The sequence below is a fragment of the Rheinheimera mesophila genome (genome assembly GCF_000986865.1).
Classification (GTDB): Bacteria; Pseudomonadota; Gammaproteobacteria; order Enterobacterales; family Alteromonadaceae; genus Pararheinheimera; species Pararheinheimera mesophila.
Map to the genome: position 1 here is coordinate 37,572 of NZ_LAVS01000087.1, position 12,784 is coordinate 50,355.

Here is a 12,784-nt window from a genome sequence, read left to right on the forward strand (position 1 = left end):
ACTTCAATGCTGGCCCTGCATTTCCAAACTCACCGATTTCAGGCATACTTTCGGCCAGAATTTTCCACCCCCTTTGGACTGGCGTTAATGCTCTATGTGCAAACTCCCGACACGACCGATCGTAGCTTTCAGTATGGTGACGGGCTTTTTACCACAATCAAGGTAAAAGACGGCAAAGTTATGCTGTGGAATTTGCATCTGCAGCGTCTGGTATCGGGTGCCAAAGCCTTGTTGATCCATGCTTTTGATACCGATGAACTAACTCATCGGGTTCAGCAGGCTATTTCAGCCTCTGAGCAGGTGATAAAAGTATTAATTAGCCGTGGTCAGGCTGGCCGGGGATACAGTCCGCAGGGAATTGATGTGCCTTGTTGTTATATTAGCACCGCGACTTTACCTGATTACAGTCTTTGGCAGCAGCAGGGGCTTCGTCTGGGTATTGCTGATTTTAAGTTAGCACAACAACCTGCGTTGGCGGGGCTGAAGCACAATAACAGGCTGGAGCAGGTGCTGATTAAAGCTGAGTTAGCGCAGTCTGGTTTTGATGAGCTGGTGGTGTTCGATCAAAGTGGCGCTGTGATTGAAGTCTCTGCCGCTAATCTGATGTTTAGTAAAAATGGTCAGTGGTTTACGCCTAAGCTGGATCAGGCTGGTATCAATGGTGTAATGCGACAGCATCTGATGAGTCAGCGTCAGGTCACTGAGGCGCGTTATTCGTTGGCAGATCTGCAACAGGCGGATGCTTTGTTGATTTGTAATGCCCTGATGGGTGTAGTACCGGTCACAGAATTTGCCGGGCAAACTAAAGATATGGAACTGGTGCGCCAGTTTGTCTGCGGAGTTGAGCTTTGATCCGAACTTTATTTGTTGTACTGCTGGTTTCCCTGGTCTGTTGTTTTGGTTTAGCCAATATCTGGCAACAATACAGCCAAACTAGCCTGGCTCTGACTGAGCCTTATATCGAAATTAAAGCGGGCGACAGTGCGATGAAACTGTGTCGTCAGTGGCAGCAACAAAACCTGTTGAGTGCCACCCAGTGCCGCTGGTTATCTATTTATTTGCGTTTACATCCAGAGCTTTCAAAACTGCATCAGGGCGTATACAAAGTGCCCACTGAGCAAAAACCTATCCGCTTGTTAGATCTGCTGCGGTTATTTGCCAGCGGTAAAGTGGCACAGTTTGCATTCAGCATTAAAGAGGGTGAAACCTTAAGCCAAAGCATAAAGCGTTTAGCTGAAGCTGAGTATTTACAGCATGATGTGACCGACAACGCCGCATTAGTTGAACTGGCAAGTTGGCCTGAAGCCTGGGGCAATAAACCTGCCAATGCCGAAGCTTTGTTTTTTGCTGAAACTTATAACTATACCGCCAACAGCACCAGCACCGCCTTATTAAAACGTGCCAATGAACTGTTGATCCAACGTTTACAGCAGGCCTGGGACAATCGTCAGGCTGAATTGCCTTATAAAAATCCTTATGAGTTGCTGATCATGGCTTCGATCGTCGAGAAAGAAAGCGGTCATGAGCCGGAAAAAACCTTAGTCAGCTCGGTATTTGTCAATCGGTTGGCACTTGGTATGAAATTACAAACCGATCCGACGGTGATCTACGGTTTAGGTGATAGTTTTAATGGTGATATCACCAGAGCCGATTTACGTAATCCGCACCCATACAATACCTATCAGCATTTTGGCTTACCGCCAGGCCCAATAGCAGCACCAAGCGGCAGCTCTATTCTCGCTGCGGCGCAGCCGGCAAAAACCGACTGGCTCTATTTTGTCTCAAAAGGGGATGGCACCCATCAGTTTTCCCGTACACTAAAAGAGCACAATGCCGCGGTACAGCAGTATATTTTTGGAAAGAAAAAACAATGACAACACAGGGGCGTTTTATCGTCGTGGAGGGGCTGGAGGGCGCAGGTAAAACCAGCGCTATCCGCACTATTGAGCAGTGGCTGAACGAACATCAGATCAAATTTATCAGCACCCGTGAGCCAGGAGGCACTCCTTTAGCCGAGCAAATCCGTATGTTGGTGAAACAGGTTCAGGATGAACAGGTCGCGCCTGAAACTGAATTATTACTGATGTATGCGTCCCGTGTGCAGTTGGTAAAAACAGTGATCCAACCCGCTTTACAGCGAGGCTGCTGGGTGTTAGGCGATCGTCATGATCTCTCCTCCCGAGCTTATCAGGGCGGTGGCCGTCAACTGGATGAAACGCTGATTACTACCATCCGTCAGGCCGTACTGGGGCAATTAACCCCCGATCTGACCTTGTATCTGGATATAGACCCTGCTATTGGCTTACAACGGGCTCAGGCCCGTGGTGAGCTGGATCGGATTGAGCTGGAACAACTGGCCTTTTTCCAGCGTACCCGCGCTAAGTATCAACAAATAGCGGCCGCTGAACCTCATATCATCACTATTGATGCCAGTCAGTCAATAGAACAGGTGCAGCGTCAGATCCTGAATGCATTGCAGCAGGCTTATCAACATGGCTCGTTACGACCTGATGTCTGATTTTCCCTGGCTGGACTCTTATTACTACAAACTGACAGAACTGGCAGCGGCAGGGCAATTGCATCATGCGTTATTGCTGACAGGGCCTGCAGGCATAGGCAAACAGCAGTTGGCCAAAAGGCTAGCCGCTTATTTGCTTTGTAAAAAACCACAACAGCACCAGCCTTGTGGGGTATGTAAAAGTTGTCAGTTGATGGACTCAGGCCATCACCCGGACCTGTGGCAATTGCCGACCGAAGGCAGCAGCAGTATTGGGGTCGATCCGATACGTGCTTTGGGACAGTTTATGCAGGGGGCATCGCAGCAAGGTGGGGTGAAGCTGGCGCTTATTCCACAGGCCGAACTGATGACTGAGGCTGCGGCCAACGCCTTATTAAAAACTCTGGAAGAACCACCGGCAAACAGTTTTTTGATGTTACAAAGTGCCCACCCGGCTCAGCTATTGCCGACTATTTTAAGTCGTTGTCAAAGCTGGGCTTTGGCTCCGGTCTATGGTGAAGTCATAGAGCGCTGGTTACAGGAGCACAGCAGCAGGCCGGTCCCGGACTTTTTACTGCAATACGTTGGTGGTGCGCCTTTATTGGCGCTGAAGTTATTAGAAAACGACGAAGCGGCTGCAATTTCTGCACAATTGGTTATGCTGAAGAAGTTCGTGTCGGCTCAGTTAGATATGTATGAGCTGCTGGCCCATTTACCTGACACTGACCAATTGCCTTCCACCTTGTTCTGGTTTGTGCGGCAGGAGTTATGGCAGAAAGGGGCGGAGATGCAACTGAAACACCATCAGTTGTTGTTGTCTTTGCAGCAATGGGGCCGTGACCGTCAGTTGATTTCAGGGCAAAATGCTGCGCTGAATTTATCGGCCTTGTTAGTGCAAATGCGCACAGCCTTGTTGTAACAGGAGCTTATTGTGGAAGAAATCCAACTGGATTTTACCGAGCTGAAAGAGCTGTACCGCTGCTATATGCCATTTCTGAAAAATGGCGGTTTATTTGTGCGCACCGCCAGACCTTATCGTATGGGGCATTCGCTATCTTTAGTAGTGACATTGCCTGATGCACTGGAGCCTATCAGGGTCTCTGGTAAAGTGGCCTGGTTGACGCCCCAGGGGGCGCAAAGCTCGACGCCCGCAGGTATTGGCGTGGCTTTTATCGATGATAAGTTTCAGTTGCAGGACAAAATCGAGAAATTATTAGGTGGTATGTTGGATTCGACTGAAGCCACCTATAGCCTTTAACTCTATAAAGCCATCTTCTGGCTATTGTTAGTGAACGTTTTGGAGAAATCTTTTGTTTGTTGATTCGCATTGCCACCTGGATCGTCTGGAGTGGGACAAATTAGCTCTGACCCTGCCTGAAGTTTTACAACAAGCTGCCGCCGCTAAAGTAGAACATATGCTGTGTGTCTCGGTCAGTCTGAACGAGTTTCCTGCAATGAAACAACTGGTGGCGGCTTATCCGCAGGTATCCATCTCTTGTGGTGAACATCCATTGCACCAGCAAGACCAAATCGATATCGATGTATTAGGTCGTTATTGTACTGATCCTGCGGTAGTTGCAGTAGGTGAGACGGGCCTGGATTACTTTTACAGCCCGGACAGCAAGGCCATTCAACAAGAAGCCTTTGCCGCTCATATTGCGGTTGCACGTGAACTGAAAAAACCTCTCATAGTGCATACCCGCGATGCCAGAGCCGATACGTTGAATTTATTGCGTTCAGGTGGCGCTGCTGATTGTGGTGGCGTGTTGCACTGCTTTACCGAAGATTGGGAGACTGCAAAAGCGGCTTTGGATTTGGGTTTTTATATTTCATTATCCGGCATAGTGACTTTTCGTAATGCCGATGAGTTGCGTGCTGTGGCCCGACAACTTCCGGCTGATCGCTTATTAATTGAAACCGACTCACCTTATCTGGCCCCTGTACCTTATCGTGGTAAAACTAATCAACCCGCTTATGTCAGCGCTGTGGCTGCTTGTATTGCTGAACAGCGTCAGGTCAGTGTTGAGTTGCTGGCAGAACAAACGACAGAAAATTTTTATCAACTGTTTCAATCGGTTAAAAGAGCTTAACGAAGAAGAAAAGTAGCCCAGAATCAAGGGATCCATTCTGGGCTTAGGGGAATGGCTCATCTACATGAGCCGTGCGCTATACGGAACCAAAGAGGACAAACAGGTTAACTTACTGAGGTTTAGTGTAGACAAAGCTGCAAAAATTTCCTGCGCAGGCTTTTGCATTTTAACTGCTTCAATTGGAAACAGAAGTCAGGGTTTATCCTGATGTTATACCCTGGTTATCCCCAAGTTATCCACTCCGCCTCAGGCCAAATAAGCTTTTGCGGCAAAGTGAAGACCTTTGTCACATTATTGCTATAGATGCTAAAGTTTTTACACTCTATTAATTTTAGAAAAAATTAATCTAATAAAAACTGCAAAATCTTTAAGCTAAACTGCGTCAGCTTGCTTGTTCTTTTTGGTCTTTGAAGGCAGGTAAGTCAAAGGCAAGTGGTGCTTTATCGACCGGTCTCTTTCTTTTTCAGCTCAACTCTGTCAGTGTAAATAATTGATTCTGTTCATTTATTAATCCCCACTAACCAAGGATACTGGTATGAAACCTAGCTTTGAGCAAGAACTACAATTTTATGTTCGTTTGGGCGGTGTATTTTATCTGGCTATTATCATGCTGGGGCTTTTTGGTGAATTGATAGTCAGGGGATCCATGCTGGTGCCAACTGACGCCACAGCCACGGCACAGAATATTACTGCGGCACCAGGTTTATGGGGCCTTGGCATAGTCGGGGATTTAACCATGCAGTTACTGGATATTCCCGTGATCGTGTTGTTCTATTTGCTGTTTAAACGGGTGAATGCGGGGCTGAATCTGATGGCTACTTTTTTTAACCTGATCCAAACAGCAATGTTAGTTGCCAATAAGTTGTTGTTGGTCGTGCCTTTAGTGTTGTTGGCTGGCACGGCTACAGCCTCTGTGTTCTCTGCAGAGCAGTTAGCGGCTTGGTCTGCCTTGGCTATTGAGCTGCATGCTTATGGTTTTGGCATAGGCTTGATTTTCTTTGCCTTGGCCTGTTTGCTGCGTGGTTATCTGATCATCAAGTCTGGTTTTTTCCCTGCTATTATTGGGGGCATGTTGGCGCTGGCAGGCTTGTGTTACCTGATCAATAGTTTGGCCCTGTTGTTGGCAGCAGATCTGGCGTCGCACTTATTCCCCTGGATCATGCTGCCGGTTTTAGCCGGGGAGCTGACACTGAGCCTGTGGATGATGATCAAAGGTATTCACAGCTCGAAATGGCAACATAGCTAACTATGTCTGTGCTGTCCGATGAGGAGGTTGCTGTCACAGCCTGGAGCAACCTCGTGTTTCACTGAAAAACACTAACTCCGGTTGAAATCGTCCATAATTCCATACAAGCTCCTCTCGTACTTTAGTCTTTATGTCGACATAACGGCTGGTTTTTGCTTGACCAAACAGATTATCAGGCGTAAAACGTCATTACTTTTTTATAATTGTCGACAATCCAATGCTTGCTACTGAGTTTAAACAGGCTATTACTGCAGCCGACCGGGTACTGGTGCAAATTCGCACCGCCATAGTAGAAGGTGATATTCCGGCTGGAACTAAAATCAGTGAGCCTGAACTGGCGCGGCGTTATGACTTAAGCCGTGCACCTTTGCGGGAAGCTTTAGCGCGTCTGGAGCGCTGTCATTTAATCGAACGCACACCCAACGCCGGTGCCCGGGTGGTGAAGCTGTCGATTGAAGGTTTACGTTCTTTGTATCAACTGCGTGAAGAGCTGGAAGGCCTGGCTTGTCGTTTGGCGGCAGAGCATATGACAGAGCAGGATATTGCAGAAGTCAGAGCGCTTTTGGATCAGCATTTGTCGACACAAAGGGTGCGCGAAGGGGAAAGTTATTATCAGGAAGCCGGTGATGTCGACTTTCATTACCGCGTCATTTTGGGTAGTAAAAATCCATATCTCATCAACATTTTAAGTGACGAGCTGTATTTTCTGGTGCGGATGTATCGGGTGCAGCTTGGTATGAATGGCCCCCGGGTGTCGCGGGCTTTTGACGAACACAAAGCTATTATTAACGCCATTGCCAACCGGGATGGCGAGCTTGCCGATTTACTGATGCGCCGTCATATCGCCGCATCCAGACGTAATATTGAACAACAATTACTTCAACAGGGGACTTCACATGACTAATGTAAAAAGCGCTGGCGCTCTGCTTCGTCAGGCAATCAAAGACAACACTCCGTTACAGTTGGTCGGCACTATTAATGCCTACACCGCCATGATGGCGGAGCGTGTCGGTCATAAAGCCCTGTATTTATCAGGTGCAGGTGTGGCGAATGCCTCTTTTGGTTTGCCGGATTTAGGCATGACCTCGTTAAACGATGTTTGTGAAGATATCCGCCGTATTACAGGTGCGACACAACTGCCATTGCTGGTCGATGCGGACACAGGTTGGGGTGGTGCTTTTAATATTGCCCGTACAGTGAAAGAAATGACCAAAGCTGGTGCTGCAGGTTTTCATATTGAAGATCAGGTGGCGCAAAAGCGTTGTGGTCACAGACCGAACAAAGAAATTGTATCGTTGGATGAAATGGTGGATCGTGTCAAGGCGTCCGTCGATGCCAGAACAGACGAAAACTTTTTTATCATGGCGCGCACCGATGCGTTACAACAACAAGGTTTAGAAGCGGCCATCGAACGCGCTTTAGCCTGTGAAGCCGCAGGGGCTGATGCCATTTTTGCCGAAGCCGTCTACACCTTGGAGCAGTATCAGGCCTTTACCAAGGCGTTAAAAGTGCCGGTGCTTGCCAATATCACCGAGTTTGGCCAAACGCCGCTGTTTAACAAAGCCGAGCTGGCTGGCGTGGGTGTGGATATGGTGTTGTATCCACTCAGTGCCTTCCGTGCTATGAACAAAGCTGCCCTCAATGTATACGAGTCTATTTTGGCCAACGGCGATCAAAAAGCAGTAGTGGACAGCATGCAAACCCGGGCTGAACTCTACGACTTCCTCAATTATCACAGCTACGAGCAAAAACTGGACGCCTTATTTGCCAGTAAAAAGTAGTTCAAACCGTATTCATCAGATCAACAGAACCAATTAAAAACGGAGAGACAAGATGGCGAACGCAAAAGAATTATCAGGCGCGGGTTTACGTGGCCAAATCGCAGGTAAAACCGCTTTATCCACAGTAGGCAAAACAGGTTCAGGCCTGACTTACCGTGGTTATGATGTCAAAGACTTAGCCGCTCACTGTGAATTTGAAGAAGTAGCGCACCTGATTTTAAAAGGCGAGTTACCGAACCAAGCTGAACTGGCCGCCTATAAACAACGCTTAAAGGCGATGCGTAACCTGCCACAGGCACTGAAAGAAGTGTTGGAGCGTATTCCTGCATCAGCTCATCCTATGGATGTGATGCGCACAGGTTGCTCTATGCTCGGTAACATAGAAACTGAGCAGAGTTTTGCTCAGCAACACGATGCCACCGACCGTTTACTGGCGATTTTCCCTGGTTTAATTAATTACTGGTATAACTTCAGCCACAACGGAAAACGTATTGAAGTAGAAACAGCAGCGGATTCTATTGCTGAGCAGTTCCTCTGGACTTTGCATGGTGAAAAACCAACACAGTTACACACCGATGTGATGAACGCTTCACTGATTTTATACGCAGAGCATGAGTTTAATGCCTCGACTTTTACCGCCCGGGTTTGTGCTTCAACTTTAAGTGATATGCACTCGTGCATCACTGGCGCTATCGGCTCGTTACGTGGCCCTCTGCACGGTGGCGCTAACGAAGCGGCGATGGAACTGATTGAAAAGATGGACAATCCGGATGATGCCGAAGCCAAGTTATTAGGCATGCTGGAGCGCAAAGAGAAAATTATGGGTTTTGGTCATGCCATTTATGCCGAATCCGATCCTCGCAATGCGGTGATCAAAGAATGGTCAGAAAAGCTGGCGAAAGCCAATGGCGACACCTCTTTGTATGACATCTCAGTGCGCTGTGAAAGTGTCATGTGGCGCGAGAAAAAACTGTTCTGTAACGCAGATTTCTTCCACGCTTCGGCTTACAACTACATGGGTATTCCAACCAAACTCTTTACGCCTATTTTTGTCTGCTCGCGTTTAACAGGCTGGGCGGCCCATGTGATGGAACAACGTGCCGACAACCGTATTATTCGCCCAAGCGCGGAATATACAGGTGTGGAACCACGTAGTGTTAAGCCAATAGCGCAAAGATAATAGTATCAAATACCCAAACTACAGAAGCCCTCAGCGGGCTTTTGTAGGATCTGAAGTAAACAATTTAACTGAGTGGCCACGCCATGAATTCTAACTACCGTAAAAACTTACCAGGCACCAGTCTGGACTATTTTGATGCCGAAGCGGCTTGTAACGCCATTGAACCTGGCTCTTATGCCAAATTACCTTATACCAGCCGTGTGCATGCAGAAAACTTAGTACGCCGCTGCGATCCGGCCTTACTGACCGATGCGTTAAAACAACTGATTTACCGCAAGCAGGATTTGGATTTCCCCTGGTTTCCGGCCCGTGTAGTCTGCCACGATATTTTAGGTCAAACCGCTTTAGTGGACTTAGCTGGCCTGCGTGATGCGATAGCACAACAAGGCGGCGATCCGGCCAAAGTCAATCCTGTAGTGCCGACTCAGCTCATTGTTGACCACTCGCTGGCGGTGGAGCATGCGGGTTTTGAAAAAGATGCGTTTGAGAAAAACCGCGCTATTGAAGACAGACGCAACGACGACAGATTCCACTTTATCAAGTGGACCAAAAAAGCCTTTAAAAATGTCGATGTCATTCCACCTGGCAACGGCATTATGCACCAAATCAATTTAGAGCGGATGTCGCCGGTTATTCACGCCATTGATGGTGTCGCTTTTCCTGATACTTTAGTTGGCACCGACAGCCATACCCCTCATGTCGATGCACTGGGTGTGATTGCGATTGGGGTCGGTGGTTTAGAAGCTGAAAGCGTGATGTTAGGCCGTGCCTCCTGGATGCGTCTGCCAGATATTATTGGCGTGGAGCTGACCGGCAAAGCTCAGCCGGGCATTATGGCGACCGACATCGTACTGGCTTTAACTGAGTTTTTACGCAAAGAAAAAGTGGTGTCGGCTTATCTGGAGTTTTTTGGTGAAGGCGCCAGCAGCTTAAGTTTGGGCGACCGCGCGACTATTTCGAATATGACGCCTGAATATGGCGCTACAGCCGCTATGTTCTCTATCGATCAGCAAACGCTGGATTATTTAACTCTGACAGGCCGTGAGCCAGCTCAAGTTAAACTGGTAGAGACCTACGCCAAAACTGCAGGTTTATGGTCTGACAGTTTAAAAACGGCTGAATACGAGCGCGTTTTACGTTTTGATTTATCCAGTGTTGGCCGCACTATTGCAGGTCCTTCCAATCCACATGCCCGGGTATCCACCAGCGATTTAGCCGCCAAAGGCATTAGTGGTGTAGTAGAAAACCAGCCGGGCTTGATGCCGGACGGTGCTGTGATTATCGCTGCCATTACCAGTTGTACCAACACCAGTAACCCAAGAAATGTCATCGCAGCCGGTTTATTGGCGCGTAACGCCAAAGCCAAAGGCTTAAGCCGTAAGCCATGGGTAAAAAGCTCGTTAGCGCCTGGCTCTAAAACCGTTGAGCTGTATTTAAAAGAAGCCAACTTATTAGGCGATTTAGAATCCTTAGGCTTTGGCATAGTGGCTTTTGCCTGTACCACCTGTAATGGCATGAGTGGCGCTTTAGACCCGGTTATTCAGCAAGAGCTTATCGAGCGTGATTTATACGCCACTGCTGTGTTGTCCGGTAACCGTAACTTTGATGGCCGTATTCATCCTTATGCCAAGCAGGCGTTTTTAGCCTCTCCTGCGCTGGTGGTGGCTTATGCCATTGCCGGTACCATTCGTTTTGATATCGAAAAAGACGTGCTGGGGCTGGACAAAGACGGCAGCGAAATTCGCTTAAAAGACATTTGGCCAAGTGATGCTGAAATTGATGCCGTGGTCGCAAGCAGCGTGAAGCCTGAACAGTTCCGTAAAGTCTATGAGCCTATGTTTGCGTTGTCGGTGGATTATGGCGAAAAAATTAGTCCGCTGTACGACTGGCGGCCACAAAGCACCTATATCCGTCGCCCACCTTATTGGGAGGGCGCGTTGGCTGGTGAGCGTACTATGAAGGGCATGAAGGCACTGGCCGTGCTTGGCGATAACATTACCACCGATCATTTATCACCCTCCAACGCCATTATGATGGACAGTGCGGCCGGGGAATACCTGCATAAAATGGGCTTGCCGGAAGAAGATTTTAACTCCTACGCTACGCACCGAGGCGACCATTTAACAGCGCAGCGTGCGACTTTTGCTAACCCTAAACTCATGAACGAAATGGCCGTGGTGGATGGCAAAATCAAACAAGGTTCGTTAACCCGGATTGAGCCCGATGGCAAAGTGACCCGGATGTGGGAAGCCATTGAAACCTACATGCAGCGTAAACAACCTCTGATCATCATTGCCGGTGCTGATTATGGCCAGGGTTCCAGCCGGGATTGGGCGGCCAAAGGGGTACGTTTAGCCGGGGTAGAAGCCATAGTGGCGGAAGGCTTTGAGCGTATCCATCGCACTAACTTAGTCGGCATGGGCGTGTTGCCGCTGGAATTTAAAGCCGGGGTGAACCGTAAAACCTTAGGGTTGGATGGCACAGAAAGTTACGATGTGGTTGGGGAACGTACACCGCGCACTACCTTGACCTTAGTGGTGACCCGCAAAAACGGCGAGGTGCTGCAGGTGCCTGTCACCTGTAGGTTGGATACCGCCGAAGAAGTGTCGATTTATGAAGCAGGTGGCGTGTTGCAGCGTTTTGCCAAAGACTTCCTTGAAGCTAAGGTGTAGGGCAGGGATAAGAATAATGAGCTATTTACCACAACTAAAAATTCCTGCCACTTATATCCGGGGTGGCACCAGCAAAGGCGTATTTTTCCGTCTGCAGGACTTACCAGAAGCGGCGCAAACTCCGGGAGCAGCGCGAGATGCGCTGCTGCTCAGAGTGATTGGCAGCCCGGATCCATATGGTAAACAAATTGATGGCATGGGTGGTGCGACCTCCAGTACCAGCAAGACGGTGATTTTATCCAAAAGTAGCAAAGCCGATCATGATGTCGATTACCTGTTTGGTCAGGTCTCTATCGACAAAGCTGTTGTCGACTGGAGCGGCAACTGCGGCAATTTATCCGCCGCTGTTGGCTCTTTTGCCATCAGTGCTGGTTTGGTCGATGAGCGCCGCATTCCACAAAACGGCAAAGCCACAGTGCGGATTTGGCAGGCCAATATTGGCAAAACCATTATTGCCCATATACCGATGATCAACGGCGAAGTGCAGGAAATCGGTGACTTTGAACTGGATGGTGTGACCTTTCCGGCTGCTGAAGTGCAACTGGAATTTATCGACCCGGCCGCGGATGAAGACGGCGAGGGTGGTGGTTCCATGTTCCCAACCGGCAACTTAGTGGACGATTTGGAAGTGCCTGGTGTTGGCACTTTACAAGCCACTCTGATTAACGCCGGAATCCCCACTATTTTTGTCAACGCCCAAGACATAGGCTATACAGGCACTGAGCTGCAGGATGCGATTAACAGCGACCCCAAAGCTCTGGCCATGTTTGAAACTATCCGCGCTCATGGTGCGGTGAAAATGGGTTTAATCAGCCATATAGACGAAGCCAAAACCCGGCAGCATACGCCTAAGGTGGCTTTTGTCGCTCCTGCCACTGACTATGTTTCGTCCAGCGGCAAAGTGGTAACAACAGCAGATATAGATTTAGTAGTGCGGGCTTTGTCTATGGGTAAATTACACCATGCCATGATGGGGACAGCCGCCGTTGCTATTGGCACTGCAGCCGCTATCCCTGGTACTTTAGTCAATCAGGCCGCTGGTGGTGTCAAGCGTAAAGTCGTCCGTTTTGGCCATCCGTCCGGTACCTTGAGGGTGGGGGCAGAAGCGGTGTTCGTGGCCGGGGAGTGGAAAGTCACCAAAGCCATCATGAGCCGCAGTGCCAGGGTACTAATGGAAGGTTGGGTCAGGGTGCCCGCTGCTTGCTTTTCATCGGGTGAAAATGCAAAAACTGATAGGCCCTAAGCCTATTTCTGTGTTTGCGCTGGATAAATAACCTGCTGTGTTGAAAAGGCAGGTTATTCTCTGTAGATTGGTTAT

At 48.7% G+C, this 12,784-nt stretch carries 12 protein-coding genes; all 12 read left to right on the forward strand.

The window, feature by feature from the left end; all coding sequences use genetic code 11:
- Positions 1–87: 87 nt before the first annotated feature.
- The 12 genes from pabC to prpF all read left to right on the forward strand — a co-directional run bounded on the left by pabC (position 88) and on the right by prpF (position 12,709).
- Complete coding sequence (gene pabC, locus SD53_RS14330; protein ID WP_157850024.1) at positions 88–852, forward strand: aminodeoxychorismate lyase; 765 nt, start codon at positions 88–90, stop codon at positions 850–852.
- Positions 849–1,874: an endolytic transglycosylase MltG gene (gene mltG, locus SD53_RS14335; RefSeq protein ID WP_052749391.1), complete on the forward strand. Its 1,026-nt coding sequence runs from the start codon at positions 849–851 to the stop codon at positions 1,872–1,874. Before pabC ends, mltG begins: the two co-directional genes overlap by 4 nt.
- Positions 1,871–2,518 (forward strand): dTMP kinase, encoded by a 648-nt coding sequence (gene tmk, locus SD53_RS14340; protein ID WP_046520873.1) that lies wholly within the window; start codon positions 1,871–1,873, stop codon positions 2,516–2,518. The genes mltG and tmk overlap by 4 nt, the downstream gene beginning before the upstream one ends.
- The gene (gene holB / locus SD53_RS14345; RefSeq protein ID WP_046520874.1) at positions 2,493–3,416 is read left to right on the forward strand and encodes a DNA polymerase III subunit delta'; all 924 of its coding nucleotides are present in this window, start codon (positions 2,493–2,495) and stop codon (positions 3,414–3,416) included. The genes tmk and holB overlap by 26 nt, the downstream gene beginning before the upstream one ends.
- A gap of 12 nt (positions 3,417–3,428) precedes the next feature.
- A complete protein-coding gene (locus SD53_RS14350; protein WP_046520875.1) occupies positions 3,429–3,755 on the forward strand; it encodes a PilZ domain-containing protein in 327 nt (108 codons plus the stop codon).
- Positions 3,756–3,807: 52 nt separating this feature from the next.
- Complete coding sequence (locus SD53_RS14355; protein ID WP_046520876.1) at positions 3,808–4,587, forward strand: TatD family hydrolase; 780 nt, start codon at positions 3,808–3,810, stop codon at positions 4,585–4,587.
- A 535-nt stretch (positions 4,588–5,122) separates the two neighbouring features.
- Entirely contained in the window at positions 5,123–5,833 is a 711-nt protein-coding gene (locus tag SD53_RS14360) for a DUF4386 domain-containing protein (RefSeq protein WP_046520877.1), read from the forward strand.
- 217 nt (positions 5,834–6,050) lie between these two features.
- Positions 6,051–6,737: a GntR family transcriptional regulator gene (locus SD53_RS14365; RefSeq protein ID WP_046520878.1), complete on the forward strand. Its 687-nt coding sequence runs from the start codon at positions 6,051–6,053 to the stop codon at positions 6,735–6,737.
- Positions 6,730–7,614: a methylisocitrate lyase gene (gene prpB, locus SD53_RS14370; RefSeq protein ID WP_046520879.1), complete on the forward strand. Its 885-nt coding sequence runs from the start codon at positions 6,730–6,732 to the stop codon at positions 7,612–7,614. The genes SD53_RS14365 and prpB overlap by 8 nt, the downstream gene beginning before the upstream one ends.
- A gap of 52 nt (positions 7,615–7,666) precedes the next feature.
- Positions 7,667–8,794, forward strand: a complete 1,128-nt coding sequence (prpC, locus tag SD53_RS14375; RefSeq protein ID WP_046520880.1) for a bifunctional 2-methylcitrate synthase/citrate synthase — start codon at positions 7,667–7,669, stop codon at positions 8,792–8,794.
- Between the two features lie 83 nt (positions 8,795–8,877).
- On the forward strand, positions 8,878–11,466 hold the full coding sequence (gene acnD, locus SD53_RS14380; protein WP_046520881.1) for a Fe/S-dependent 2-methylisocitrate dehydratase AcnD: 2,589 nt from the start codon (positions 8,878–8,880) through the stop codon (positions 11,464–11,466).
- 16 nt (positions 11,467–11,482) lie between these two features.
- On the forward strand, positions 11,483–12,709 hold the full coding sequence (gene prpF, locus SD53_RS14385) for a 2-methylaconitate cis-trans isomerase PrpF (protein ID WP_046520882.1): 1,227 nt from the start codon (positions 11,483–11,485) through the stop codon (positions 12,707–12,709).
- Positions 12,710–12,784 lie beyond the last annotated feature (75 nt).

Excerpts from the sequence above, each read along its gene's own strand:
- pabC (WP_157850024.1), top strand. The coding sequence starts at position 88 with ATGCTCTATGTGCAAACTCCCGACACGACCGATCGTAGCTTTCAGTAT.
- tmk (WP_046520873.1), top strand. The coding sequence starts at position 1,871 with ATGACAACACAGGGGCGTTTTATCGTCGTGGAGGGGCTGGAGGGCGCA.
- holB (WP_046520874.1), top strand. The coding sequence starts at position 2,493 with ATGGCTCGTTACGACCTGATGTCTGATTTTCCCTGGCTGGACTCTTAT.
- SD53_RS14360 (WP_046520877.1), top strand. The coding sequence starts at position 5,123 with ATGAAACCTAGCTTTGAGCAAGAACTACAATTTTATGTTCGTTTGGGC.
- SD53_RS14365 (WP_046520878.1), top strand. The coding sequence starts at position 6,051 with ATGCTTGCTACTGAGTTTAAACAGGCTATTACTGCAGCCGACCGGGTA.
- prpB (WP_046520879.1), top strand. The coding sequence starts at position 6,730 with ATGACTAATGTAAAAAGCGCTGGCGCTCTGCTTCGTCAGGCAATCAAA.
- prpC (WP_046520880.1), top strand. The coding sequence starts at position 7,667 with ATGGCGAACGCAAAAGAATTATCAGGCGCGGGTTTACGTGGCCAAATC.
- acnD (WP_046520881.1), top strand. The coding sequence starts at position 8,878 with ATGAATTCTAACTACCGTAAAAACTTACCAGGCACCAGTCTGGACTAT.
- prpF (WP_046520882.1), top strand. The coding sequence starts at position 11,483 with ATGAGCTATTTACCACAACTAAAAATTCCTGCCACTTATATCCGGGGT.